This window comes from Bacillus sp. FSL R7-0646, from assembly GCF_037969865.1.
GTDB lineage: Bacteria > Bacillota > Bacilli > Bacillales > Bacillaceae > Bacillus > Bacillus licheniformis.
Map to the genome: position 1 here is coordinate 2767634 of NZ_CP150217.1, position 26609 is coordinate 2794242.

28 protein-coding genes are annotated in these 26609 nt (G+C 46.9%); 4 read left to right on the forward strand and 24 right to left on the reverse strand.

Translation table 11 applies throughout. The features are described 5' to 3' along the window. Window positions 1-10: 10 nt before the first annotated feature. From MKY62_RS14400 to MKY62_RS14425, 6 genes are all read right to left on the reverse strand, one after another. Entirely contained in the window at window positions 11-2212 is a 2202-nt protein-coding gene (locus MKY62_RS14400) for a bifunctional (p)ppGpp synthetase/guanosine-3',5'-bis(diphosphate) 3'-pyrophosphohydrolase (RefSeq protein WP_003183962.1), read from the reverse strand. A gap of 170 nt (window positions 2213-2382) precedes the next feature. Next, window positions 2383-2895: an adenine phosphoribosyltransferase gene (locus MKY62_RS14405; RefSeq protein WP_003183964.1), complete on the reverse strand. Its 513-nt coding sequence runs from the start codon at window positions 2893-2895 to the stop codon at window positions 2383-2385. A gap of 17 nt (window positions 2896-2912) precedes the next feature. Further along, a complete protein-coding gene (gene recJ, locus MKY62_RS14410; protein WP_003183965.1) occupies window positions 2913-5261 on the reverse strand; it encodes a single-stranded-DNA-specific exonuclease RecJ in 2349 nt (782 codons plus the stop codon). A gap of 71 nt (window positions 5262-5332) precedes the next feature. Further along, window positions 5333-5626, reverse strand: a complete 294-nt coding sequence (locus MKY62_RS14415; RefSeq protein ID WP_003183967.1) for a lipopolysaccharide assembly protein LapA domain-containing protein — start codon at window positions 5624-5626, stop codon at window positions 5333-5335. Window positions 5627-5779: 153 nt separating this feature from the next. Beyond that, entirely contained in the window at window positions 5780-8005 is a 2226-nt protein-coding gene (gene secDF, locus MKY62_RS14420) for a protein translocase subunit SecDF (RefSeq protein WP_003183969.1), read from the reverse strand. A 36-nt stretch (window positions 8006-8041) separates the two neighbouring features. Further along, window positions 8042-8338: a post-transcriptional regulator gene (locus tag MKY62_RS14425; protein ID WP_003183971.1), complete on the reverse strand. Its 297-nt coding sequence runs from the start codon at window positions 8336-8338 to the stop codon at window positions 8042-8044. A 117-nt stretch (window positions 8339-8455) separates the two neighbouring features. Here MKY62_RS14425 and spoVB point away from each other — a divergent pair, with 117 nt between their 5' ends. Next, the gene (spoVB, locus tag MKY62_RS14430; RefSeq protein ID WP_003183973.1) at window positions 8456-10009 is read left to right on the forward strand and encodes a stage V sporulation protein B; all 1554 of its coding nucleotides are present in this window, start codon (window positions 8456-8458) and stop codon (window positions 10007-10009) included. Between the two features lie 8 nt (window positions 10010-10017). Here spoVB and MKY62_RS14435 read toward each other — a convergent pair whose 3' ends face one another. Continuing rightward, on the reverse strand, window positions 10018-10668 hold the full coding sequence (locus MKY62_RS14435) for a DUF421 domain-containing protein (RefSeq protein WP_003183974.1): 651 nt from the start codon (window positions 10666-10668) through the stop codon (window positions 10018-10020). A 155-nt stretch (window positions 10669-10823) separates the two neighbouring features. Here MKY62_RS14435 and MKY62_RS14440 point away from each other — a divergent pair, with 155 nt between their 5' ends. Then, entirely contained in the window at window positions 10824-11207 is a 384-nt protein-coding gene (locus MKY62_RS14440) for a TIGR04086 family membrane protein (protein ID WP_003183976.1), read from the forward strand. Window positions 11208-11403: 196 nt separating this feature from the next. Here the strand turns inward: MKY62_RS14440 and yajC are convergent, their stop codons facing one another. From yajC to MKY62_RS14475, 7 genes are all read right to left on the reverse strand, one after another. Beyond that, window positions 11404-11667, reverse strand: coding sequence for a preprotein translocase subunit YajC (yajC, locus tag MKY62_RS14445; RefSeq protein WP_085959518.1), 264 nt, complete (start codon window positions 11665-11667; stop codon window positions 11404-11406). A gap of 46 nt (window positions 11668-11713) precedes the next feature. Further along, complete coding sequence (gene tgt / locus MKY62_RS14450; RefSeq protein WP_003183980.1) at window positions 11714-12859, reverse strand: tRNA guanosine(34) transglycosylase Tgt; 1146 nt, start codon at window positions 12857-12859, stop codon at window positions 11714-11716. Window positions 12860-12887: 28 nt separating this feature from the next. After that, a complete protein-coding gene (gene queA / locus MKY62_RS14455; protein ID WP_003183982.1) occupies window positions 12888-13916 on the reverse strand; it encodes a tRNA preQ1(34) S-adenosylmethionine ribosyltransferase-isomerase QueA in 1029 nt (342 codons plus the stop codon). 40 nt (window positions 13917-13956) lie between these two features. Further along, complete coding sequence (locus tag MKY62_RS14460; RefSeq protein ID WP_003183984.1) at window positions 13957-14157, reverse strand: DUF2905 domain-containing protein; 201 nt, start codon at window positions 14155-14157, stop codon at window positions 13957-13959. Further along, entirely contained in the window at window positions 14150-15154 is a 1005-nt protein-coding gene (ruvB, locus tag MKY62_RS14465; RefSeq protein ID WP_003183985.1) for a Holliday junction branch migration DNA helicase RuvB, read from the reverse strand. The genes MKY62_RS14460 and ruvB overlap by 8 nt, the downstream gene beginning before the upstream one ends. Before the next feature lie 9 nt (window positions 15155-15163). Further along, window positions 15164-15769, reverse strand: a complete 606-nt coding sequence (gene ruvA / locus MKY62_RS14470; protein WP_003183986.1) for a Holliday junction branch migration protein RuvA — start codon at window positions 15767-15769, stop codon at window positions 15164-15166. 122 nt (window positions 15770-15891) lie between these two features. Next, window positions 15892-16413, reverse strand: coding sequence for an intercompartmental signaling factor BofC (locus MKY62_RS14475; RefSeq protein ID WP_003183987.1), 522 nt, complete (start codon window positions 16411-16413; stop codon window positions 15892-15894). Between the two features lie 242 nt (window positions 16414-16655). Between MKY62_RS14475 and MKY62_RS14480 the strand changes: the two genes are divergently transcribed. Further along, window positions 16656-17306 carry a protein kinase family protein gene (locus MKY62_RS14480; RefSeq protein ID WP_003183988.1) on the forward strand — a complete coding sequence of 217 codons (651 nt, stop codon included), beginning with the start codon at window positions 16656-16658 and terminating at the stop codon, window positions 17304-17306. A gap of 277 nt (window positions 17307-17583) precedes the next feature. Here the strand turns inward: MKY62_RS14480 and MKY62_RS14485 are convergent, their stop codons facing one another. The 3 genes from MKY62_RS14485 to MKY62_RS14495 all read right to left on the reverse strand — a co-directional run bounded on the left by MKY62_RS14485 (window position 17584) and on the right by MKY62_RS14495 (window position 19094). Further along, window positions 17584-17763 carry a small acid-soluble spore protein H gene (locus tag MKY62_RS14485; RefSeq protein WP_003183990.1) on the reverse strand — a complete coding sequence of 60 codons (180 nt, stop codon included), beginning with the start codon at window positions 17761-17763 and terminating at the stop codon, window positions 17584-17586. Between the two features lie 95 nt (window positions 17764-17858). Further along, on the reverse strand, window positions 17859-18323 hold the full coding sequence (locus MKY62_RS14490) for a DinB family protein (RefSeq protein WP_003183991.1): 465 nt from the start codon (window positions 18321-18323) through the stop codon (window positions 17859-17861). Window positions 18324-18383: 60 nt separating this feature from the next. Further along, a complete protein-coding gene (locus MKY62_RS14495; protein WP_003183992.1) occupies window positions 18384-19094 on the reverse strand; it encodes a poly-gamma-glutamate hydrolase family protein in 711 nt (236 codons plus the stop codon). Between the two features lie 413 nt (window positions 19095-19507). Here MKY62_RS14495 and MKY62_RS14500 point away from each other — a divergent pair, with 413 nt between their 5' ends. Beyond that, on the forward strand, window positions 19508-19687 hold the full coding sequence (locus MKY62_RS14500) for a hypothetical protein (protein ID WP_003183993.1): 180 nt from the start codon (window positions 19508-19510) through the stop codon (window positions 19685-19687). Window positions 19688-19778: 91 nt separating this feature from the next. On the opposite strand, the gene MKY62_RS14505 is transcribed toward MKY62_RS14500, so the two are convergent. From MKY62_RS14505 to nadB, 7 genes are all read right to left on the reverse strand, one after another. After that, a complete protein-coding gene (locus MKY62_RS14505; protein ID WP_003183994.1) occupies window positions 19779-20105 on the reverse strand; it encodes a hypothetical protein in 327 nt (108 codons plus the stop codon). 147 nt (window positions 20106-20252) lie between these two features. After that, window positions 20253-20975 carry a YebC/PmpR family DNA-binding transcriptional regulator gene (locus MKY62_RS14510; RefSeq protein ID WP_003183995.1) on the reverse strand — a complete coding sequence of 241 codons (723 nt, stop codon included), beginning with the start codon at window positions 20973-20975 and terminating at the stop codon, window positions 20253-20255. 126 nt (window positions 20976-21101) lie between these two features. Further along, window positions 21102-21737, reverse strand: coding sequence for a YhcN/YlaJ family sporulation lipoprotein (locus MKY62_RS14515; protein WP_003183997.1), 636 nt, complete (start codon window positions 21735-21737; stop codon window positions 21102-21104). Between the two features lie 172 nt (window positions 21738-21909). Beyond that, on the reverse strand, window positions 21910-22962 hold the full coding sequence (gene safA / locus MKY62_RS14520; RefSeq protein ID WP_003184005.1) for a SafA/ExsA family spore coat assembly protein: 1053 nt from the start codon (window positions 22960-22962) through the stop codon (window positions 21910-21912). Between the two features lie 117 nt (window positions 22963-23079). Beyond that, window positions 23080-24189 (reverse strand): quinolinate synthase NadA, encoded by a 1110-nt coding sequence (nadA, locus tag MKY62_RS14525; protein WP_003184007.1) that lies wholly within the window; start codon window positions 24187-24189, stop codon window positions 23080-23082. A gap of 21 nt (window positions 24190-24210) precedes the next feature. After that, complete coding sequence (nadC, locus tag MKY62_RS14530) at window positions 24211-25050, reverse strand: carboxylating nicotinate-nucleotide diphosphorylase (protein WP_009327769.1); 840 nt, start codon at window positions 25048-25050, stop codon at window positions 24211-24213. Then, window positions 25031-26605: an L-aspartate oxidase gene (nadB, locus tag MKY62_RS14535; protein WP_003184010.1), complete on the reverse strand. Its 1575-nt coding sequence runs from the start codon at window positions 26603-26605 to the stop codon at window positions 25031-25033. Before nadB ends, nadC begins: the two co-directional genes overlap by 20 nt. Window positions 26606-26609: the final 4 nt, after the last annotated feature.

Here is a 26609-nt window from a genome sequence, read left to right on the forward strand (position 1 = left end):
GCTTTTCCTCCTAATTCATCACCCTGCGCACGGAGTAAATATCTTTGATCTGCTTAATCCGTTCAACTACTTTATGCAAATGGTTAATATTTTGAATGAAGATCGCCATATGGATCGTCGCCACTTTATTGCGGTCCGATTTACCTGAAACAGATGAAATATTTGTTTTTGTCTCATTAACTGCCTGTAGAACTTCATTAAGAAGACCGCGGCGGTCATAGCCGAGAATCTCAATTTCGACGTTATATTCTTTTCTCCGCTGGGTCTGCGGTTCATGCTCCCATTCTACTTGAATGAGCCGGTCGAGCGCTTCATTTGTTAAAACATTCGGGCAGTCCTCGCGATGGACGGATACGCCCCTGCCTTTTGTAATGAATCCGACGATCGGATCTCCCGGAACAGGGTTGCAGCATTTTGACAGCCTGATCAAAAGGTTGTCAACGCCTTTGACGCGAACACCCGCTTCGCGTTTCTTCCCTTGGTAAGGTTTCACTTCAGGCGTTACGTCCTGAACGCTTTTCACCTGTTCTTCCTGATCTCTGATCTTCCGTTCTTTTTCCGTAAGGCGGTTTGCAACTTGAGCGGCTGTAATGCCGTTATAGCCGACAGCGGCATACATGTCTTCTTCATTGGCAAAGTTGAATTTGTCGGCGACCTTCTGCAGATTCTCGGCTGTTAAGACGTCCTTCACTTCAAAGTCCAGGTTTTTAATTTCTTTTTCAACCAGTTCTCTGCCTTTTTCGACATTTTCCTCTCTGCGCTGCTTTTTAAAGAACTGACGGATTTTATGCTTCGCTTGAGATGTCTGCGCAAGGTTGATCCAGTCCTGACTCGGACCGTACGAATGCTTGGACGTCAGAATTTCTACGATATCCCCTGTGCGCAGCTTGTAATCAAGGGTGACCATTTTGCCGTTTACTTTGGCCCCGATCGTTTTATTGCCTATTTCTGAATGGATTCGGTACGAAAAGTCGATCGGCACGGATCCTGACGGCAATTCGATGACGTCCCCTTTCGGCGTAAAAACGAATACCATGTCGGAAAACAAATCGATTTTAAGAGATTCCATAAATTCTTCGGCATCGCTCGACTCATTTTGAAATTCCAAAATTTCGCGGAACCAGGAAAGCTTTTTATCAAAGCTTGAATCTTCATTGGCATTTTTGCCTTCTTTGTAAGCCCAGTGGGCAGCGATTCCGTACTCCGCAATTTCATGCATTTCAAACGTCCTGATCTGGACTTCCAGCGGATCGCCCTTCGGACCGATGACCGTGGTGTGGAGCGATTGGTACATGTTCGGCTTCGGCATTGCGATATAGTCTTTAAATCTGCCCGGCATCGGCTTCCAGCACGTATGAATGATGCCTAAAACCGCGTAGCAGTCCTTGATGCTGTTGACGAGGATCCGGACTGCGAGCAAGTCGTAAATTTCGTTGAATTGCTTGTTTTGCATCGCCATTTTTCTGTAGATGCTGTAAATATGCTTCGGCCGGCCGGAAAAGTCCGCTTTAATATTGACCTCTTCGACGCGGCTTTTCACTTCGTTTACGACCTCTTCGACGTACAATTCCCTTTCGGCCCGCTTTTTCTTCATCAAATTGACGATCCGGTAATATTGCTGCGGATTTAAATACCGTAAAGCGGTATCCTCAAGCTCCCACTTTATTTTTGAAATCCCAAGGCGATGAGCCAGCGGAGCAAATATTTCAAGCGTCTCATTTGAAATTCTGCGCTGCTTTTCCTGCGGCAGATGCTTCAGGGTTCTCATGTTGTGAAGGCGGTCCGCCAGCTTGATCAAAATGACGCGGATGTCCTGAGCCATAGCCACAAACATTTTCCGATGATTTTCTGCCTGCTGTTCTTCCTGTGATTTATATTTAATTTTCCCAAGCTTCGTGACGCCGTCGACAAGCATCGCAACTTCTTCGTTGAATGCTTCCTTTAAATCTTCAAGCGTTACGCTCGTATCTTCCACCACATCATGGAGAAATCCTCCCGCTATTGTGGCGGGGTCCATTTCTAAATCGACGAGGATTCCCGCGACCTGGATCGGATGGATAATATACGGCTCGCCCGATTTGCGGTATTGTTCGCGATGTGCGTCTTCCGCGTACTGATAAGCCTTTTTTATAAAAGCAACATGTTCATCGGAAAGGTAACTTTTCGCCTTCTCAATGACTTGCTCAGCGGTTAATACTTGTTCGTTCGCCATGGAATCACCTTTTTTATAATTGAAAACTGTATTGTAATTATTATCAAGAAAAATGTCACAGATGTAAAGAGAAGAAATTCAAAAGGGCTTTTGCCGGCCCCGGAATACTTTTATGAATAGGAAAAAAAGCACCCGCTTTTTATGAGTGCTTTTTATAGTATAAAATTTGTTTAGTATTGCATCAAGGTTAAAATATCATATCCGTCCAGTTTATTTCTTCCTTCAAGATATGTCAGTTCGATCAGGAAAGCGATTCCGGCCACGACGCCGCCGAGCTCTTCAACAAGCTTGATCGTTGCTTCAATCGTCCCGCCGGTTGCAAGCAGGTCGTCAGTGATCAAGACGCGCTGCCCCGGTTTAATGGCATCTTTATGGATGGTCAGGACATCTTTTCCATATTCCAATCCGTAGTCGACTTTGATGACTTCGCGCGGCAGTTTGCCTTCTTTGCGGACAGGCGCAAACCCTACCCCAAGCGCATATGCGACAGGGCAGCCGATGATAAATCCTCTCGCTTCAGGTCCCACGACGAGATCGATCTCTTTTTCCTTCGCATACGTTACAATTTGATCTGTCGCGTAGCGATAGACGTCGCCTTTGTCCATCAATGTTGTAATATCTTTAAATTGTACGCCTTCCTTCGGGTAATCCGGCACAATTGTCACATACTTCTTCAAATCCATCTGTCTTCATGTCCTCCTCATACTTTATAAGCGCCGGCTTTTTCCGCCATCCGCTTATCCAGCCACTGTTTAAGCTCATCCGCCGAAGAATAAATGAGCTTTTGCTCCAATTCAATCAGGCGCTGTTTTTCCCGGTAGGTTTCAGAATCTGTTAAATCGCGCTTTTCGGCATGATAAACAACAGATAAAACACCATTCTCTATTGTAACAAAACCGAGCTCAAAAAACACCTTTGTCATAAAATCAATTGTGTCTTTTGTCCAGCCTTTATGTCTGGCAAGCTCTCCGCCGTATTTCGGCAAGTCAAAAGAACCTCTTTTCAGGAGGAAAGCATAGTACCATTTAAAATATTCCCTTGTTGGGAATGTTGAGAAAAAATGTTCGTCTGATTGATAAAAAATCAGATAAATGCGCTCCAGCTTTTTGCCGTTTATTACATGATCAAAGATGTCGAGCGACTGCGGAATATCTATAAATACCGCATAACGGCTCTCAAGGTCGAGCCGCTCTGCATCTTCAGGGCCGCTGATGACGGTCAGCTCTTCTTCAAGGCCTGTCCCTGCCAGCTTTGCTTTTGTTTCCTCGCGGAAGCAGATGCACGCCCGTTTCGCAGGGTCCAGCTTCAATATTTTTTCTTCCCATGACCGTTTTCCCCGCAGATCAAACAGCTGCCATTCATTGACGGCCGCATCTTTGATCATCAGCTGCGGTTTTTTTCTGTTATTCCATTCGTTAATCGACAGTTCCCCGACAATCGAGATCTTTGCTCCAGGAACGATTCCTTCTTCGATATCGCCTTTATAAAATCCGATGCAATCGAGCTTGTTCCCGTCGTCTGCAAGCACAAGCTTCAAATGATTCTTGTTGGCGCCGATTTTTCTGGCGTCATCAATTTTTACGTCGCTGACAAGAACGAACGGCTTCGGGTTTCCCGTGCCGAACGGCGCCAGCAAGTTCATTTCGGCAATGCTGTCAACCGATATATCTTCGAGCCGGCAGCACAAATCGACGTCTTGGACGGGGATAAAATCTGCCTCGGTCAGAACCGCTTCAGCCTGACGGTTGATTCTCTCCCTCAGAGCCGAAACGTCTTCCAGGTTGAGCGTCATTCCGGCTGCCATCGGGTGGCCGCCGAAGTGCGGGAGAATATCCCGGCACTCGGAAAGGTTTTGAAATAAATCAAATCCTTTGATGCTGCGCGCAGATCCTTTGGCAATTCCTTTTTCTTCATCGACGCCAAGGACGATGGCGGGCCTGTAAAACCGCTCGACAAGCTTTGAAGCCACGATTCCCACGACGCCAGGATTCCAGCCCGGCCGCGCTACGACGATCACAGGCTGGTCAAGGCCTTCCTCCTCGATCATCTGAACGGCTTCCTCTGTCATCTGATTGACGATTTTTTGGCGCTCCTTGTTCAAGGCGTTGATGTCCTCAGCAAGCTCTTCCGCTTCTCTTTCGTCTTCTGTGTTCAGGAGGTAAACGGCCGGGTCAGCCTGTTCAATTCTGCCGACCGCGTTTAAGCGGGGCGCGATTTGAAAACCGATGGTCTCTTCATCCGCGTTATGTATCTCCGCTCCGGCAATTTTCGCCAGCGCTTTTAATCCTGGACGCTTCGTTTTCCTGAACTGTTCCATGCCGCGCTTGGCTATCTGCCTGTTTTCATCATGAAGCGGCACAAGATCGGCAATCGTACCGATCGCACAAAGGTCGAGCAAATCTTCCGGAAGCTCTCCGTTCAAGGCATGGGCAAGCTTAAATGCCACACCGACGCCGGCAAGCTCTTTAAATGGATAGCCGCAGCCCGGCTGTTTCGGATGAATGATCGCATAAGCATCCGGCAAAACGGGACCCGGCTCATGGTGATCCGTAATGATCAGGTCGATGCCGAGCTCTTTAGCGACTTCAGCTTCATGAACGCCGGCAATGCCTGTGTCAACTGTAATGATCAATGAATAGCCTGATTCTTTGATCCCGCGAAAGGCCGCTTCATTCGGACCGTACCCTTCTTTAAAGCGGTCAGGTATATAAAAATCGGCTTGTGCTGAACATTTTTTCAACATTTGCAAAAGGACAGTCGTGCTTGTCACACCGTCCGCATCATAATCGCCGTAAATCATAATCTTTTCTTGATCTGAAATTGCCTGTTTGATTCGCCGTACAGCTTTTTCCATATCTTTCAGCAGATAAGGATCGTGAAAACGTGCATCATTGCCATATAAAAATGAAGATGCTTTGTCGGCTGTATCGTAACCTCTCATGACAAGCAATGAGGCGGCAAGGGGAGTAATGCCTAACCTTCCGGCGAGCTGCTCCACCTTTTCTTTGTCGGGCGTTTGCACGTCCCAACGCATTTTTGACGCTAACATAAATTCACCCCTCAACCACACTATTATACTAGAGCGGCATGAGGGGATTCAATTTATTTCGTACAATCTTTCTAGTCTTTCTGATTTTCGGGCGCCGCCGGTTCGGCTTCGAGTTCAGGATGCTTTGCCCGTTCTTCTTTCTTGAGCGTCTTGAGCTCTTTTTTCAGCCGCATGATCTGGAAAGCGCCGGCCGAGCCGATGATAAGCGCCCCCATCAATACCGACACCAAAATCACCAGGATCAAAGGCCATTCTGCTGTACCAAAAAGAAAATCAACCTTCACCGGTTCAACATTAATGACCGCGAAAACAGCAACAATTAATGTAAAAATAAGTGCAGCAATTAACGTCCATTGTTTGTTCATGAGATACTCTCTCCATTCGCGTCGTTTTCTAGCGTTATTTTCCCGCTCTGCTCCAATTTTAAACAAAAAGAAGATCGATAGAAAGCCGCCAAAACAACTTTTTTTCTATTCAAATCAAAAAAAGACCGCCCGGCAGTGCGGGCAGTCCATTATTTATTCTTCTGCAGGCTTGCGCTTCGGCTTTTTCAGTTCGCGCCCTTTCCAGACAAGCCATAGTTGAGCTGCGATGTAGAGTGATGAATATACTCCGCTCAAAAGTCCGACCAACAGCGCAACAGAGAAGTTCGAAATCGATGCAGCGCCGAAGATGAGAAGTGCAATGACGACAATGACGACAGTCAGCACCGTATTAATCGAACGCGTGAACGTCTGCTGCAAGCTCAAATTCACAATATGCGACAAGTCGCTGAAGGTTTTCGGTTTGCGCTTTTTCATATGCTCCCTGATCCTGTCAAACGTTACAATTGTATCATTTATCGAATAGCCGATGATCGTCAGCACGGCAGCAATGAAAGTAACATCAACCTCAAGCCTTGTCAGGCTGAAGACGGCAATGATGAAAAACGCGTCATACAGCAATGAAGTAATAGCCGCAATCGCCATCTTGTATTCAAAGCGGATCGAGACATACAAAATGAGCCCGATTGACGCGATGATCACCGCATAAAGCGCATTTCTCGCCAGCTCCTTGCCGACGGTAGGCGATACGGTGCTGACATTTGGTTCGCTTCCGTATTTGTCTTTAAAATAATCTTTCACTTCAGCGATCTTTTTCTGATTCGGCACGCCGACAAACCTGGCGACGCCATGATCATTTTTTTCGCCTGAAAGAACGATCGAGTCAGGATCAAGCCCGACTTGTTCAAAGTCCTTTTCGAGCTGCTGGGTTGTCAGCTTATGATCGCTTTGAACTTCGATTCTCGATCCGCTTGAGAAATCGATGCCGAGGTTCAGCTTAAACACAAGCAAGACGATAAGACCAGCGGCCAGAAGAACGCCCGAAAATGCAAAGAACCATTTGCGCTTCCCGACGAAATCCCATTTGGAAAACGGGTTCGGAGGCTCCGTATTTTCGTCTGTCTTTCTGATATCCAAAATGTCTTTTTTGCGCACCCCAAACCAGCCTTTTTTCCGGTCAAGCCAGCGGCTTTCGACCAGCAGGCCGAGCAGGAAGCGCGACAGGAAGACAGCTGTAATAAAGCTTGTCAAAATGGATAGGATCAGCATGGTCGCGAAGCCTTTGACAGAGCTTGTACCAAATATGAAAAGCACGATTCCGGCAAGCATCGTCGTAATATTGGCATCAAAAATCGTTGCAAACGATCTTCTGTTTCCTGCTTTAAAAGCCGAACGGACCGATTTGCCGAGCTTCAGCTCTTCTTTTATGCGTTCATACGTAATGATGTTGGCGTCAACCGCCATCCCGACGCCCAATATAAGAGCCGCGATCCCCGGAAGGGTCAGAACCGCATTCATCCAGTCGAATATCTGCAGTGTAATGTAGATGTAGACCGAAAGCGTAATGACCGCAATAAAACCAGGCAAGCGATAGTAAAGAAGCATAAATAAGAAAATAATAGCAATACCAATGATTCCCGCAAACACGGTATCATTCAAAGCCTGCTCCCCAAACTGCGCTCCGACGGATGTCGAATACTTTTCAACGAGTTTGACAGGAAGAGCTCCCGCATTTAAAATGCTCGCCATGTCTTTTGCTTCCTGAATCGTAAAGTTGCCTTCAATCATCACGTCTGACGTATTCAGCACCTGGCTGACATTCGGAGCGGAAATGTATTTATGATCCGCTTTTTGCGATTCCTTTTTAAAAGAGTCGCCTTTTTTGTAATCAAGCCAGATGACGAGCTGGTTGTTCGGCTTCATATCGAGCACTTTCTTCGTCACTTCGCCGAATTTATCGGCATCCTTCAGCTTGATCGTCACGATCGGCTCATTCGTATCCTGCTTGAACGACTGTTTGGCGCCGTTTTCGACAAGATCCGCACCGTTCAAAAGCTCTTTGTCATTCGTATCCCTGAACGTAAGTTGAGCCTGTGTCGATAAGATTTCCCGCGCCCTGTTCTGGTTGTCGACGCCGGCAAGCTGAACCCTGATCCGGTTGTTTCCTTCAATTTGAATGTTCGGCTCGCTGACGCCTAATACATTCGCCCGGCGGTTCAGCGCTTCAACCGTGCTGATGAGGGCATCCCTGTCAATTTTGTCGCCCTGTTTGGCAGGCTGGACTTCATACAGAACCTCAAAACCGCCCTGAAGATCAAGGCCGAGGCTGATGTTGTCTGCAGCCGGCTTCGTGAACATTCCCAGTCCTGTACCGATCAAGAGAACGGTAAGGAAAAACGCAATCAAGCGTCCTTTTTTCATTATGTATTTCCTCCTTAAATCAACCAAAATCAACGGCTACCTCAGCAGCTCATCGAGCATATCCTGCCCTTCTTTGCTGTCGAGTAAATTAGACGTTTTAAACGATTCTACGGTTGCATAGTTCATAAATTCGCCAATTTTCACAGATAAAATGTCACCGGCCAGCTGGTGAATTTGAACATCCTTCCGGTTCTTCCATTTCTTATTCAATAAGTATGACCACAATTCCTCTATTTCAATATCGTCATAACCGAGTATTCTAAACTCTTCCGTCTTGCTGCGAAGAAAGGGTTTTAAATGATCCTTGTACAGATCAGCCGGATGTTTGCCCATGCCAAAGCCACGCTCCTTTCACATTTTTTCAGAGAGACTTGTCATGCTTGGACGATGTATGCGCATATCTTATTGTATATGATTAAAGGTTGTTTGAGAAGGCAGGGGACTCTAGAAATGACGAAGCAGACGTTTTTAAAAGGAACGCTCATTTTAATAGCGGCGGGTTTGATTACGAGAATGCTCGGCTTTATCAACCGGATTGTCATCGCAAGGTTCATCGGTGGTGAAGGCGTCGGGCTTTACATGATGGCGGCCCCGACTTTTTTTCTGGCCGTCACCCTCACCCAGTTCGGCCTCCCGGTCGCCATCAGCAAGCTGGTCGCTGAAGCGGAAGCGCGCCGAGACCATAGGAAGACAAAACAGATTTTAGTGATGTCTCTTGCGATCACCGGGACGCTCAGCGCCATCATCACTCCGGTGTTTCTCAATTACGCCCCGCTGATGGCCGATACGCTGCTCACAGACAAAAGAACGCTTTATCCGCTTTTGGCGGTTACGCCGGTCGTGCCGATCATTGCCGTTTCCAGCGTGCTGAGGGGCTATTTTCAAGGGAAGCAAAATATGCGGCCGCTTGCCGTGTCCCAGGTTCTCGAACAAATTGTCCGGATATCGCTCGTCGCCGTCTGCACGACAGCATTCCTTCCGCTCGGCATCGAGTATGCAGCAGCGGGCGCCATGCTGTCTTCCGTGTTTGGCGAATTGGCTTCACTCCTTTATTTGTTCGTCGCCTTTAAATACAAAAAGAAAATCCGCATCAGAAAACGTTTTTTCCAATCGCTTAAAGCGGGGCGAACGACTTTTTTCGAGCTGATGAGCGTCTCGCTCCCAACGACGGGCAGCCGTTTTATCGGGAACCTGTCATGGTTTTTTGAGCCGATTGTCGTAGCGCAAAGCCTTGCGATAGCAGGGGTCGCCGCTTCCGCCGCAACGAGCCAGTACGGGGAGTTGACCGGCTTTGCCCTGACGCTTCTCACCCTCCCGAGCTTTATCACATATTCGCTGTCTACCGCGCTCGTTCCCGCCATCAGCGAAGGAATCGAGCAGAAAAAAATGCAGGTTGTGGAATACAGGCTTGAGCAGGCGATGAGGCTTTGCCTATTAAGCGGCGGAATATCAGCGGTCATTTTATTTTCGTATGCTGATGAGCTGGTCAGCGTGATGTACGGGTCGTCAAATGCCGCCATTTACGTCAAAATCATGGCTCCATTCTTTTTGTTCTACTATTTCCAAGGCCCCCTGCAGGCCGTCCTGCAGGCTTTAAACCTGGCCGGCGCGGCAATGATGAACAGCTTGGTCGGCGCCGTTGTGAAAACCGGTCTCATTTTTGTTCTCGCTTCACGGCCTTCGCTTGGCATTATGGGGGCTGCGCTTGCGATCTTGACGGGAATCATCCTTGTCACTTTGCTGCACGCTGCAACCGTCAGCAAAGTGCTTCCCATCAGCATTAACCTGAAAGAATATATCGTATCCTTCGGCGTCATTTTGATATCAGGGTGGGGCAGCCTTCTGATGAAAGAACACCTTTTTTTAGCCCAGTCCGAGCCGATGCGCCTGCTTTTATGTATCGCGGTTACAAGCTGTCTCTACGTTTTCCTTCTGATTGCCTTCAAGCTGGTCAAAAAGGAAGAAATCCAGCGGTTTCCGCTGTTCGGCCGCTGGATTTCATAGCTTTCTTTTTAAGGCTTGAATTCATCCTTTATGTCAATAAAAAAAGAACCTTTATTGTAAGTGCAATAAGAAATTTTGGAAAGATCGCGGTGTCCTCTTTTTTCAAGCTTTTGCTCAAGCCACTCTTGATCCTTCCCGATCTTTTCCAATTCTTCTTTCTGAACAACTCCGTCAACAATCAACGGCAGTTCGATCATTTTGTTCGGCCCGTCTTTTGTAAACACTGAAAGCTTCCCGGTCGGCTCCAAAATCGCATATGAAACATCCCCGATTCGTTCCACATTCTTATCTCTCAGCTGCGTCATCAAATCATCGTAATTATAGCGCTGTGTCCTCATGGCGTGTTCATCAATTTTTCCGCGGTCTATGATAATCGTCGGTTTTCCATCGAGAAGCCGGCGGATTTTTTGATTTTTCAATGACAGATATGCAAATATAACCTGGATCAGCGTCAAAACGAGAATCGGGATGATCGTATGGAGAAGGTGGTCATCGAGATTTTCAATAGCCAAAACCGCGATTTCGGCCATCATGATAAAAACGACAAGATCCAGTATGCTCAGCTCGCCTATTTCCCTCTTCCCCATCAAGCGAAACAAAATAAAGATGATGAAATACAAAACGATCGTCCGAAACGTAAGAGCTAAGATTTCATCCATTACGGCCCGCCTCCTTCCGCCTATCATGATCATAAACATAGCCTTTGTTAATTTGAGTCTTTTATGTATAAAAGGTCGGGGGAGCTAGTCTATTTGCGAAACATGCAGAATACATTTAAAAAGACGAGCCCGTCTATTTTGAAAGGAGGATCGTGATGAACGAACCAAAACAAGTCGGCAAAGGGATTTTATACAGCTTGGTGGTCATTTTCGCTTTGATGTTTGCAGGAAGCCTGCTTATTTCGCTGCTCCTTACCTTCACATCATTAACCGAAAGTTCATTCAGCTGGTTGATTACCGCCATATCTTTTATTACCTTGTTCATCGGCGGTTTTATTGCGGGAGGAAAATCGAAGGAAAAGGGGTGGCTGAGCGGAGGGTTGACAGCGCTTTGCTTCTCCCTTACGGTGCTTTTGTTTCAATATCTCGGCTTTGGAGAGGCCTTCAATTTGAAGCAGCTCCTCTATCATTCCGGCTTTTTGGGAGTCAGCATGCTGGGCGGGGTTTTCGGGGTCAATCTGCAGGGGAGCCGTGCATAAAGGCAGCAAAAAGGGAGCGGATGTCCGCTCCCTTTTCCCAGTGCCCGCAGGCTTCTTTCGTCATTCACATCAGAAACAAATGCAGCTTCCTAAAACAATAAGGAACGGCGCTTATAGCGCGCGGACGTCCCCGTCCGAACAGCGCCGCCGTCACGTCGTGTGAAAGCCCGATTTCCGATGTTTATGTATCTTTCGGCTATTCTGCTGACGCCTCTCTGATTGCGCGGCGGTCGAATGTCAGACGGGTATTGTCGCCTGTTTTGATGACAACCTTGCTTTCGTCAATTGAATCCACGATGCCGTGCAGGCCGCCGATCGTTACGACCTTATCCCCTTTTTTCAGCTCCTCCTGCATCTGGCGGACAGCCTTCTGCTGCTTTTGCTGCGGACGGATCAAAAGGAAATAAAGAACCGCAAACATTAAAATAATCGGAAGTAATGTTCCAAGCATCTCCATTATTTTTTCACCCCTTTCAAATGGCTTTATCGCTTTCTTCGTTTATGTGTCAGAAACTTTTAGCATTTGGTTTATTAAAACCGTAGCGCTCAAAAAACTCTTCCCGGAAATCACCTAAACGATCTTCACGAATGGCATCTCTCACTTGCCCCATTAATTTTAACAGAAAATAAAGATTATGATAAGAAGTTAAACGAATTCCAAACGTTTCGTTGCAGCGGATTAAATGTCTGATATAAGCGCGCGAGTAATTGCGGCACGTATAGCAGTCGCACTGCTCATCAATCGGCCTGAAATCTCTTTCATATTTTGCATTTTTGACGACGAGGCGCCCTTCGCTCGTCATGAGCGTACCGTTTCTCGCTATCCTTGTCGGCAGCACGCAATCGAACATATCCACTCCGCGGATGGCTCCGTCAATCAGTGAGTCCGGTGAACCGACACCCATTAAGTAGCGCGGTTTATCCGCTGGAAGCAGCGGAGTTGTAAACTCCAGCACACGGTTCATCACGTCTTTTGGCTCTCCGACGGATAGTCCACCTATAGCATATCCCGGGAAATCCAATGAAATCAAGTCTTTCGCACTTTGTTTTCTCAAATTTTCGTACTCGCCGCCTTGAACGATTCCGAAAAGCCCCTGCTCGTCAGGGCGATTGTGAGCTTTCAGGCACCTTTCCGCCCAGCGGCTCGTGCGTTCAACAGACTTCTTCATATAATCGTACTCTGCCGGGTATGGCGGGCATTCGTCAAACGCCATCATAATATCCGAGCCGAGGGCGTTTTGGATTTCCATCGCTTTTTCAGGAGATAAAAACAGCTTGTCTCCGTTTAAATGATTGCGGAAATGAACGCCTTCCTCTTCGATTTTGCGGAACTCGCTCAGGGAAAACACCTGAAAGCCGCCTGAATCCGTCAAGATGGCGCGGTTCCAATTCATAAACTGATGAAGCCCCCCCGCCTCTTTGACGATGTCATGGCCCGGTCTCAGCCAAAGGTGGTACGTATTGCTTAAAATAATGCCTGCACCCATTTCTTTCAGCTCTTCCGGCGACATCGTTTTAACGGTGGCGAGCGTTCCTACGGGCATAAACACCGGCGTTTCAAAAGAGCCGTGCGGGGTGTGCACTCTCCCCAGCCTTGCTCCTGTTTGTTTACATGCTTTTATGAACTCATAGCGTATCGGTTGCTGCGACAAATTATGAGCCCTCCAATCTTTTTGAATTTTATTTGATCAACATGGCGTCTCCAAAGCTGAAGAAGCGGTATTCGTGTTCCACTGCGGTCCGGTAGGCGGAAAGCACATGCTCTCTGCCTGCGAGCGCGCTGACAAGCATAATGAGGGACGATTTCGGAAGATGAAAATTGGTAATCATCCCGTCTATTGCCCGGAATGTGTAGCCGGGATAGATAAAAATCGATGTCCAGCCGCTCGCTTCCCGGAAGCGGCCGTCATGCTCGGAAGCGATTGTCTCAAGCGTTCTCGTCGATGTCGTGCCGACGGAAATGATCCTTCCGCCTTCCTGTCTGACGCGGTTTAACAATGCTGCCGTTTCTTCCGACATTTCATAAAACTCGGCATGCATGTCGTGTTCCTCTACATTTTCCGCACTGACAGGCCGGAATGTCCCAAGACCGACATGAAGGGTGATAAACGCAATATGCACGCCTTTTTCCCTGAGCGCATCGAGAATCTCTTCCGTAAAATGCAGCCCGGCCGTCGGCGCAGCCGCCGATCCTTGTTTCTTTGAGTAAACCGTCTGATAGCGCTCCCTGTCATCGAGCTGTTCTTTAATATAAGGAGGCAGAGGCATTTCACCGAGCGACTCGAGCACCTCGTAAAAAATCCCTTCATAGCGGAATTCAATTTTTCTGCCGCCGTGCTCGAGCTCTTCTGTGCAGACCGCCGTTAGACGGCCGTCACCGAACGAAAGAACAGTTCCGCGCTTGACCCGCTTTGCGGGCTTGACAAGCGTTTCCCAGACGTCCCCTTCCTCCTGTTTTAACAGAAGAACTTCAACCTTTGCTCCCGTCTCTTCCTTGACTCCGTACAAGCGGGCCGGCAGCACCCTCGTATCGTTCAGAACGATGCAATCGCCCGCGTTCAGAAAATCAATCACGTGCTTAAACGTGCTGTGAGTGATCTCCCCTGTTTTTTTATCCAGCACCATCAGCCTGGACGCATCCCGCTCTTTTAAAGGAACCTGTGCGATGAGGCGTTCAGGCAAGTCAAAATCGAATAATTCTACTTTCATCTTTTTTCACCTTACTCTATCTATAGACTTGAATATCGCATCATTTCATTCGTCCGAAGAATGAAAACACGACGGACAGAATGATGCTGATGACAATGCATGTAACAACCGGAAAGAAAAACGTCACGTTTCCCTTTTTCACAAAAATGTCGCCGGGAAGCCTGCCGATGACTTGCATGAATAAACCGATGCCAAAAATGACGGCGCCCAGCACCATTAAAATCTTTGGAAATTCAGTCATGGTTCGGAACCTCCATTTTAAAGTGGCTGTAAACATCAGGGGTTACGATGCGCCCCCGCGGCGTTCTTTGAATAAAACCGATTTGAAGAAGATACGGCTCATACACATCCTCAATCGTGTGAGACTCCTCACCGATAGTAGCCGAAATCGTATCGATGCCGACGGGGCCGCCGCCAAATTTTTCGATCATGCCCATCAAAAGCTTGCGGTCGATATGGTCAAGCCCGAGTTTATCAACCTGGAGGCGTTCAAGCGCATCAACCGCCACTTCCTCTGTGATGGAGCTGTTTCCAAGCACCTGGGCAAAATCCCTGACCCTCCTTAAAAGCCTGTTGGCAATCCGCGGCGTCCCTCTTGACCGTCTCGCGATTTCGAGAGCCGAGAGCGAATCGATGTCGACTTCAAACAGCTCTGCCGTTCTGATCACGATCTCTGAAAGCTCATCACGCGTGTAATACTCAAGCCTCGACAGAACGCCGAACCTGTCCCTGAGAGGCGCGGTTAAAAGCCCAACCCTTGTGGTCGCGCCGACGAGGGTAAAAGGAGGAAGATCGAGCCTCACAGAACGTGCCGACGGTCCTTTGCCGATCACGATATCAAGGCAGAAATCTTCCATCGCAGGATACAGCACCTCTTCGATCGAACGGTGCAGGCGGTGGATCTCGTCTATAAATAAAACGTCACCTGGCTCCAGAGCCGTTAATATCGCCGCCAAATCGCCGGGGCGCTCGATCGCCGGACCTGACGTCGTTCTGAGATTGACTCCCATTTCGTTGGCGATGATCGCGGCGAGCGTCGTTTTTCCCAATCCCGGCGGCCCGTACAATAAGACATGGTCAAGGGTTTCCTCCCGCATTTTCGCAGCTTCGATGAAAACCTTGAGGTTATCTTTCACTTTTTCCTGGCCGATATACTGAGCAAGTCTTTGCGGACGCAGACTTTGCTCAATCGCTGATTCATGGTTGTCTAGTTCACTTGATACAAGCCGCTCATCCATGATATCACCTTACTTTAACAATTTTTGCAATGCTTTTTTAACGTATTGATCTGTCGAAAGCGCCTCTTCCTTTTTCAAATGAGGCTGGACTTTTTTAATTTCCCGATCGGAATAGCCGAGCGCCCTCAATGCTTCAAGCGCTTCCTCAAGAGCCGTTGCCGCTTCATGAATTTGCTCCCGCTCTTCATGGTTAAACAGATCGGCAGCGATTTCAGGAACGGCATCCGCAAGCTTCCCTTTCAGGTCAAGGATGATCTGCCTTGCCGTTTTTTTGCCTACGCCGGGAAATTTGACGAGAAATGCTTCGTCCTCATTCTCGATCGCTTCAATCACCGCTCCCGGATCGCCGGAAGCGAGGATCGCAAGCGCTCCTTTTGGGCCGATCCCCGTAACATTCAGCATTTTCGTAAACAGCATTTTTTCTTCCCTTGTCGAAAAGCCGTACAGCGCATTCGTGTCTTCTCTTACATAATGGTATGTATAGATTGTTTCTTTGCTGTTTTTCTTATAAATAAACGGATTTGGCGTGAAGATCTGATAGCCGATCCCGCCGTTTTCAATGACAATATATTGGGGCGATACATAATCAATCGTCCCTTTTACGAATTCGATCAACGTTCATTCACCTCTTTGACTGCTCTTCATTGTAACACAAAACAGGCAAAGCTAGAATGAAAAAGTTAACATATGTTCGCTAAAAAAGCTTCTGTCTGCAGCTGAAAAAAGACATAACAGCGTCATGTCTTCATATCTTCTACATGATGTTGGCTTCCGGATGATTTTACGGCTTCAATGACATGTTCAAATTCCTTTTTCGTGCGGTATGGTATCCCTTTGCGCAGATCATCCGCCATCCGGCTTTCCAGCCGCTTTATATCAATCTGAAAAAACGATTGAATGGGTTCTGATAAGATGCCCGGGCGACCGTGAAAAGTCGAAATCACGCCATCTTCAGTCACTCCGATATAACCGTTTGTTTTGCTGAGGGGAGAAATGTCGTCCACCTGTTTGCGAAACAGAATAAACCCCTTTTTCTGATCGATGAGCTGCCACCCTTTATAAGCAGCTTTAAAGTCTTCCAGTGTGCGAGCGGCCTCTACTTTATTCTCAATTCCAACGTCTCCGTCCAGATAAACCTTTTCAAGCTGGATTTGAACTTTAGCCGGCTTTTCGGCCAAGGCCTCCAGGTGAAAGCTGAGCGCGGCCAGCAGACTTCCAATAAGCAATAAACCGATTTTGAACTTGCTTCGGCTGTACATCAATATCACCTTCTTTTTTGCCTTAACGATCATATCCTTAGTTTGACCAACGCTTTTAAAAATTAATCTAAAAAAGCAAGCGATCTCTTTTTAGATGACAACCGGTTTACGAATGTTACATTTTCAAACCAATATGAAGAACTCAAAAGCATTTAAGGTGCAAAACAGCCCATTCTCATGTATAAACAACATTATAGAGAGTTTTTCGTTTGACCAGCCCTTAAAAAGAAGGTGAGCTCAGCGTGAAAAAGGCGCATACCTATGCAGAAGCCGTAAAGTATGATACGAAAAAAAAGTTCAACAAGCTTATCCAAAAACCCGATGACTTGGAATTGATCGGGAAAGGCAGGAGCGCATACGTTTTTAAGCTGACTGAAGAGGGCGGCAGGGAAATGGCTCTTAAAGTCTTTTTTCCCGAATTTAAGAACATCGCCGCAAGGGAAGCGGAGATTTACAAAAAGCTTTCTGATTCGAATTATTATCCTGATATATATGAAACAGGGCCATCATATATTTTAATGGAGTATATTAAAGGATATACTTTTTATGAGTGTTTAAACAAAGGCATTCGGATCGATGATGACATGATCTGCGAGGTCGACCGCGCATTGAACGATGCGAGGCGGAAAGGATTGAATCCATCCGATATCCACCTCCGAAACCTGATACTGACGCCGTCTGGAACAATCAAAGTCATCGATGTCGCCAGATTTTTGCAGACGAAAGAATGCAGGCAGTGGGATGACTTAAAAACAGCCTATCAAACCCTTTACAAAAAAAGCCGTTTCCCGCAGAGGCTTCCTAAGATGTGGATGGAATTGATCGCTTATCTTTATAAAAAAAGCTGGCTTCAAAAACAATGGGCCTCCAGAAAAAACAAATTTCACCCGTAATCTGAAACTTATAGGAAGCATGCTCGTATATGAAATAACCCCATTACCGTCAAGAAAGGAGAAACATTCGTTGAAGAAAAAAAATAAACGTAATGATGACAAATGGGATTATCTTTATCTCGTCGATTTGCTTGAGCCATTGTTTTATGTGCTGAGGCTGGCAGTAAGAGGACTTGCGAAAATTATAAATTAAACACTCGGTCTTTCGGGTGTTTTTTTGATGGCTGTGTGGCAGGCAAATCCAAAACAAAACCCCTTCCTCAGAAGGGGTTTCTTTTTAATGTTCTTTCAAATTTGCGAGCGGCACTTCCTGCTCGTTCTCCGGCTGGCCGAGCGGAAAGATTCTTGCGGTTTCATTTTGTTCGTCGACACGCTGAATATAAATCGGCCTGCCGTTATAAGTAACATCAACCATATCGGGTGATTCGACGATTTCCTGGGCACGCTGCGTATTCACCTGACACCCTCCTTTAGCTTTTACTCATAATGTGTACTCCCGGGTGCTTTCGTATTCCTTTTTAACCGGTTTTCTTTCAAGGAGGGCTCTCAGGATCAATGAATCTTTACATACAAAGGCAGATCCGTGTGTCCCATTTCACGGACATAAACAAACAGATTGCCTTTGTGGTGTATTTCGTGTCCGATCGCGAGCTGCAGCAGCTGTTCGCCGGCTACTTTTCGTCCGAAGACGCCGGTCAAATCGACTTCACGATCCAATTCTTCATCCGTAAAGGATTCAAGCAGCGTTTTTGTTTTTTCTGTATACGTTTTGGCAAGCTCGCTCAAGCTTGTCCCTGTTTCTTCGGGCTTCTTTTTAAAAGGCTCTCCGTTCCCTTCCTTTGCCGCCGAAGCAAAGGTATAGAAAGATTGCAGCATATGCGTGACAAGTTCCTTTGCTGGCATCGACGTTTCAGTCGGTTTGTAATCGAGATGTTTTTCATCAATTTTTTGAATGAGTTCTTCTGTCACAAGGCGGTGGGACATAAATTCCTGAACGATGCGGTCTTTCCGTTCCATTCTTTTATTCCTCCTTCATGTTTTAGCAGTTCATACACAGAATAACATGAGTTTCCATTTTCAGCATCTGTCCTGCAGCACCTTGCGGACCGCCTTGACATATTTTCGGAATGTTCTCGTTTTTGTCTCTTCCCTCTCTTTATAGGAAAAGTCTTCGAAAAACTCTTTCCTCTGAGCCGTGCTGATTTCAAGCTGCACGCTCATTCCTGTCTGGCTTTCATTATTGATGTTTTCCTCAGCAGTTCCGGCAAATTTCCCGTCCACTTTGACCAATTCTGCGGAAAAGTCAGACTTTTTCAGAGATTTGACGATGGCTTTTGCCAGCTTTCTGTCCGTTCCTCCCACAAGCGTGTGCGGACGGTCGCCCGAATAGCCGTGGAATGCGATGGTATAGCGGTGTTCTTTTATTTTCTGCAATGCCAGAGGCTCGTCAAAGTTTGTGCTGGTAATATGAAGATCGGAGTTGTTCTCATCCTTTTTTCCTTCGAATAAATAAGTTGAATAATCATCATTAAAAGCTCGGACAAGCTCGCTCACTCCGCCTTCTATTCTTCCTCCATGGGGCGAAAAGATTAAACAGTCGCTTCCCGCTTTTTCGTGATAATCAATGTCATAGCCGCTTTTTTCGTTTTCCTGCAATTCCTTGAAGTTCTTGTATTTGTCCCCGGCCTGGATCTGATAGCTTTCCCGGGTTGTTTTTTCGGACCACCTGTATACACCATTTATCATCACTGCTGCGATCACCAAGTAGATGAGTACTTTTTTCTTCATTGGTTATTCCCCTTTTACACTACCTTTCGATTTATAGGCATGTCCTCCATGCCTCATTGTATATTTGGCTTTTTTGTGACACAGTTATTTTACGCTTTAGACATGACGCGTTCAATTATGAATAAGTTTGATAAAAAATAAAAATTTAAATATTTTTATTAAAACAATACTTTTTCTTTAGTTTAAAAGATCGATAAATTTTAAGAAGAAAATCTCATAAGAATGGGCTCCTCTGGTTGCAGGTTTTTCCCAAAAGCCCATCCAGCTTGAGAATGAAGCATTCTATCAGGAACGGGGTATACGGTTTGATAAAAGTGAGAATCATCTGCGGCCGCCACCGGCAGATGTTATATTTTCTTTTCTCCCCCGTTCTGTTATCCTATAACCGACAATAAAAGTGCAGGTGATAAAACATGGAAACAGAATATGAAACAAAAGGCTACGACCTGACAAAAGTTTATGATTACAATCAATATCCGGATGTCCGCCACGGACGGTGCGACAATTGCGATTACACCCTTTTTAAAAGCTCTGTGAAAAACGGGCAGTTTTTGCGCGAATGCCGGCGCTGCGGGATGAAAAAAAGCATTTGACCGTTACAGCAAAATTTTCGTATGTATAAAAAAAACTTGTCGACAAGGCTGAATGCAGCTTTGCCGACAATATTATCATGCTGTCCAATATTTAAGCGTCTTTTTGATCTTTGCTTGTGACGATGCCTTGGATCGATTCACCGATCTTTCCGCTGAGATCGGCATTCAGATTGTTGAGATTTTGAATGTATTCGCTGATAATATTTTGGATCGCTTGATTCAGTTCCGCATTCTCGCTTTTTGTGAAGTCAGCCTCTCTCAGATCGATGCCGCTGTTTTTCTGTACCAGCTCATAGATGGATTCGCCAAATCCGGTGATAAGGCTGCCGACTCTCTCGATGATTTGAGCGGTTTCCTGATCTTGCGCACCGGCGCCCATAGCCGTGAAAGGCTTCTCATTTCCTTGCTGTTCAGCCATTTATAGATCCTCCTCTCATAGATGACAGATTCCTTCACAATATATGATCAAAAATCAAATCATGTTTCCGCTGGAGCTTGATACGGCTGCTAAATGGTTTGATGAAGCATAAAAGGACACCGCTAATCTTGAGCGGCGCCCTTTTCTTTAATGAACGTTCGTATACACTTCCTGCACATCGTCATCATCTTCAAGCACGTCAATGAGCTTTTCGACTTTTTCCTGAAGCGCTTCATCGACTTCTGCATAGGTTTGCGGAACCATTGTAATTTCGGATGTTGCCAGCTTGTAGCCGCGCTCCTCCAAGCTTTTCTTCACTTCTTCAAACTGTTCGGGCTCTGTATAAATCTCGAACAGCTCTTCGCTCGTTTCAAGCTCCTCAGCACCGGCATCAATGACCTCAAGCATAAACTCTTCTTCATCTATCTCAAGATCTTCACGTTCGATTGCAATATATCCTTTCCGGTCGAACATATAAGAAACGCATCCTGTTTCTCCCAAGCTGCCGCCGTTTTTGCTGAAAGCGGTTCTGACGCTTGTCGCCGTCCGGTTTTTATTATCTGTCAAACATTTGACCATGACAGCCACACCGCTTGGTCCGTAGCCCTCATACGTAATTTCCTCATAGCTTTTTCCATCCTGGCTGCCGGAAGCTTTTTTGATGGCGCGGTCGATGTTGTCATTTGGCATGTTTGCATTTTTGGCTTTATCGATGACGAGACGCAGACTTGCGTTAGATTCGGGATCTGGTCCCCCTTCTTTCGCGGCTACATATATTTCTTTGGCAAGCTTCATGAAAATTTTGCCGCGTTTAGCATCTTGGGCATTTTTTCGTCTCTGAATATTTTTCCATTTAGAATGGCCAGCCATAACTTTCTACCTCCAAAATAATTCTCGTCTCTATGTACACTTTATACGGTTTTCCCCGTTTTTGTAAAGGAATCGGCCGAGCGCTTATAAAAAATTGCCGGGGAATCCCCGGCAATTCCCTGCTTGTTATTGGTTCCGCAAGCGGTTCAAATTGTTATTCGTCGTGTCTCCGCGATCCCTAATGTTCTGAGGATCATCGTTCATTTCGCGCAGCCTTGTAAATGCGCCGTCGTCCTCGACAACTTGAACGGTCCGGTCTTCGGCAAATGTTTTGGCTGCTTTTCTAATTTGAGTTCTCTCGTTATTTGTCAGCCTTTTATCAGACCGTACGGCGATGATGACCGTTTCATTCGTTACGACTGCCTGGCTTTCGTCAACATAATTCAATTTGTTGACGCGCCCAGTGATATTCCTTGAGATTTTACGGTTTTCCGGTCTGTCATAGCCTGTATCCGCCGTATTCACCAAATGGTTGTGATAATTCATGTCTCCCCGGCTGTAAGTTCCATCGCCTGTTGGAACGGGATTGCCGTTGCCCGCTCGATTGTTTACGTTTGTTGCACCGTTTCTCCCGTTCATGTTTTCAAGCATTTCTGTAACAGGACCGTCATTATCAAGACCTGCATTACGATCTGCATCATTTGAATAATATCCGATCGGGCGCGTATTGTTTCCATTATCTATAGCGTCGTTCGTTCCGCATGCAGATAGACCTGCTGTCAAAAGCAAAATCCCCGAAAACACTTTCAGCTTGCTGTCCAATGGTAGTACCCCCCGTGAAAACCGCTGAATTTGAGCATTGCGCTCTTTTTTAGGATGTGCGGGATGCGAAGAGTTACCCTTGACAGTTATAGACATTCCCGTTAAATAGCATGAAAATGTTTATAGCGGTCCACAATAAAAAAGGAACGATAGATCATCGTCCCATTCCGAATCAGTCTTCATCATCTTCCGGTCTGTTAAACATCTGTCCCCCTGCAGGCTGCTGTCCGTATCCCCCCATACCGTACGGAGCTCCCATTTGCGGCATCTGTCCATATGGCGCCGCACCTGGAAAACCTCCCGGGAATTGGCCCGGCCCGCACCCGCAGTCATCTTCTTTGCCGTGTGCCATATTAGGGTCCCCGGCGTGACCGACGTTTGGCGGTGCAAATCCCGGGAACGGCTGGTAAGGCGCATATGCCGGGGCAGTCATCGGCTGATGATGGTATCCGTGATGACCGGCATTGTCATGCCCCATGTTGTCATCATCGTCATATTCAGCAGGAGATACATAGCTAGGCTGATGCATATAAGGCATTTGAGCAGGATATGGATACCAAGGATGGCACAATCCCGATCCAGGCAGCACCGGTGAAACAGGAATCCAGCAGCCTCCAGGATAGAACGGATAAGGATATGGATGGTGATGATATCCCGCTGCAGCTACATTCGGCATGCCGTGAAACTGCTTATTTTCATCACCTGCTGCACCGACATTTGGCGGCTGCGGAACATTCGGATAATTGACATTTTCCATATGGTTTTCCTCCTCATTTGTCCATGGATTATACATGTTGGGGCCTTTCTCTTGATGTTCATAAGGTTTTGGAGGTACGTACGGCTGATGAAGCTGATTGACGCTTTGATACAAATTCGAAATGTCGCCTTCAGGCAAACTTGATTGTCCGATGTTCGGGACAGGCGGAACATAAGGAACCGAAGGCTTTTCTTTCGGTTTTATATCTTCAACATCAAGCTTGCTTTTCGGCTTTTCTTTTGCAAATGGATGTTCCTGCTGTTTTTTCGGTAATTCCTTTCGCATATTGAGCTGTTCTTCTTTTTTGACCGGCACTCCCCCTGACGGTACTTTGATTTTCATGCCCGGCATGATCAAGTCTGGATTGCTCAGCTGCGAATTCAGCTTTTTCAGTTCTTCAAAGTCCACTTCATATCTTTCCGCGATTTTTTCCAGAGAATCGCCCTTTTGGACAATATGAATTTTCAACGTTTTCCCCTCCTATGCAAAAACGTGAGAACGAACAGATGAGAATAACAAATATGCTTCTCCACAAATTTATGCGCATAGCGGAGGGGTTATGATAAAAACTTGTTCTCCAAAAAGTTAACGGATCGTTAACATCCGATTCAGCGCAAGAATGGCATCTTTTGCAATATCTTGATCCACTTTGATCACGCCTGTCGGTTCACCTTTGTCGATCTGCTCCAGCGACCACAGCAAATGCGGCATGTCGATTCTGTTCATTGTCAAACAAGGACACATATCAGGGTTAAGGGATTCGATTTGTTTATCAGGATGTTCTTGAATGATGCGTGAAACAAGGTTCATCTCTGTTCCAATCGCCCATTTGCTCCCCGGTTTTGCTTCATTAATGGAGTCGATGATTTTTTTTGTAGATCCGCTGAAATCGCTGAGCGCAACGACTTCGTGGGTGCATTCCGGATGAACGATAACATTGATGTCCGGATCCCGCTCTTTAACACTTTTGATATTCGCCACGGTAAATTTTTCGTGAACTGAACAATGCCCCTTCCACAAAATGATTATTATGTCTTTCATATCGCCGTTATACTCAAGTTTTTCTGCAATTGGATCCCATACCGCCATCCTGCTTAGAGGAATGCCGAGGTCAAATGCCGTGTTGCGTCCCAAGTGCTGATCCGGAAGAAATAAAATCCTCTCCTTTTGCGATAGCGCCCATGTCAACATGCGCGCCGCATTTGAGGATGTCACGGACGCTCCTCCGTTTCTTCCCACAAAAGCCTTAATTTCAGCTGTCGAATTGACATATGTGAGGGGAATGACCGTATCGCCAAACAGCTTCGTCAGCTCTTCCCAGGCGCGATTTGTCTGCCGCATATTGGCCATATCGGCCATCGAACAGCCTGCGCGCATGTCCGGCAAAACGACAATCTGTTCGTCCGAAGTGAGCATATCGGCTGTTTCCGCCATAAAATGTACGCCGCAGAACACGATATATTCCGCTTTTTTATTTTTTTGGGCGACCTGTGCCAGCTGGAGCGAATCGCCCGTCGCGTCCGCAAATTGAATCACTTCGTCTTTTTGGTAGTGATGCCCCGGGATAAACAGCCTTGCTCCGAATTTCTTTTTGATTTTCAAAATCCTTCCGGCCATTTCTTCCTCAGTCAATTCTTTATACACCTCCGGCATCATGCCGGCGTTCCTGTCATGAATCACTTTTAAAATAGACATCTGTACCCTCTCCAATCCCGCTTATTTTTTCAGATCAACATTCATGCTGATATCAAGGCTTTTCGCCGAATGAGTCAAGTAGCCCAATGAAATACAGTGCACCCCTGTTCCCCTGTAAGCGGGGAGATTTTCAAATGAAATTCCGCCTGAAGCCTCCGTTATAATGCCGGCGGGTGTCATTTCAGCAAATGCTTTCACCGTCTCGGGCGGGCAATTGTCGAACATAATGATATCGGCGCCGGCCTCAATCGCTTCATGAAGCTCTTGTTCAGATTCGATCTCCACTTCGATCTTGACCATATGGCCGCACGCTGACCGCGCTTTTTCAACCGCTTTTGAAATCGAGCCGCAGGCGGCAATATGGTTGTCTTTAATCATGATGCCGCCGTCCAATCCAAAGCGGTGATTGCTGCCCCCGCCGGTTTTGACCGCGTATTTTTCAAGGATGCGCAGGCCCGGGGTCGTCTTTCTCGTATCGCAAATCGCGATATTCGGATCATTCAGCCTGATAATGGACTGCTTTGTTAATGTGGCGATCCCGGACATTCTTTGAATGAGATTCAGCACAACCCGTTCACCGGTCATGAGGGAAGCTGCACGGCCTTTGAGTCGCGCGATCGTTTCCCCTTTACGAACCGCTTCGCCATCTGTTTTCAGCATGTGGACGGCGATCGTTTCATCAAGCAGCCGAAAGCCTTCCAGAATCACTAATTCTCCTGCAAACAAGCCGTCATCCTTCGCTGTGATGACAGCTTCGCATTGATGATTGTCATCAAAAACGGCTTCTGAAGTGAGATCCCCCCGGCCGATATCTTCCTTGAAAAATTCCTTAAGCATGTTCCTAAGTATGAACCGCTGCATATTTCACAATCCCTTCGTTTTGTCTGATCTTGATCCCGCCTTTTGTGTGAACGATTTGCTTGCCGTGCCAGTTTTTATCATCAGGCGCCGGACAATCCGAACGGTAATGGCCGCCCCTGCTTTCTGTACGAAGCAGTGCCGAGGCCGTCATCTGTTTGGCAGTCTGCCATAAATGAGCTAGCTCGAGCTGTTCTATTGTGATTTCTTTCACATTTACGATTTGAACCGGCATTCGCTCAAGCCATTCTTTCACCTTCGTCAATTCATCCTCCGTCCGCACGATCGCCGCATAATCTGTCATTTGTTTCTGAATATCCTTCACATCTGTCAAAGGAACAGAATACGTCACATTCTCAGGCTGAGGAGATTGGCCTCTGACAGGCTCCGGTTTTTGGCAGGCTTGAATCCGCTCCGCCGCTCTCCTTCCGAAGACGATGCATTCCAAGAGAGAATTGCTTGCCAGACGGTTGGCACCGTGAAAGCCGGTGCAAGCGGCTTCCCCGATCACAAAAAGGTTTGGAACAGCCGTTTCTCCCCATTTATTCACAGAAACGCCCCCCATTAAAAAATGCATGCCCGGTGAAACCGGAATCCGGCCCTCTTCAATGGAAATACCGGCTTTTTCGCAAAGAGAAGAAATCGTAGGGAAGCGGCTTTTAAAGTCTGATATGCGGGAAATATCTAAAAATACGCTGCTTCCGCAGGCAAGCTTTTGGTGTATCGCCCGAGATACAACGTCCCGCGGCGCTAAATCCAGCAAAGAATGTATGCCTTCCATCACCCGCTGTCCGTTTTCATCAATCAACACAGCACCTTCTCCGCGCACAGCTTCTGAAACAAGTCCGTGCGCGCGCCCGTCTTTGACAAGCAATGTAGGATGAAATTGAACGAATTCCAAGTCTGCGAGCTCTGCTCCTGCCCGATACGCCAAAGAAATCGCATCGCTTGTCACAGAACGGTTATTCGTGTTGATTTGAAATAGATTTCCGCAGCCTCCTGCCGCCAGCACGACAAAATCGGCTTTTCTGAGAAACGTCTTCCCACGGCTGTCTTTCGTCCAGACGCCACAGCAGCGTCCGTCTTCAATCCATAAATCCGCCGCCGTTTCGTATTCTTTCAGCACGACGTGCGGACCGAGCCGTCCGATTAAGTGCCGGATCAACTCCTGTCCTGTTGCGTCTCCCCCGGCATGCAAAATTCTGTTCACCGAATGCGCGCCTTCTTTTCCGAGGCTCAGCTTTCCTGATTCGTCAGTATCAAAAGGGAAATGCTGAAGGATCAGCTCATCAACAAGGCGCTGTCCGTCTTTAATGGCATCATGGACCGCTTCGATTTGATTGTGGCCGCACCCGGCATACAACGTGTCGTCCGCATGAAGCGACCAGGAATCGCGAGGCAATACAGCAGATGCAATTCCTCCCTGAGCGAGGGTTGAATTGCTGTCTTTTACAGATGCTTTTGTCATCACAACCACTTCATAAGACGGCGGAATGGATGCAGCAAAAGACAACGCTGCGGCACCTGCTCCGACAACAATAATCGTCTGATGAGACATGTCG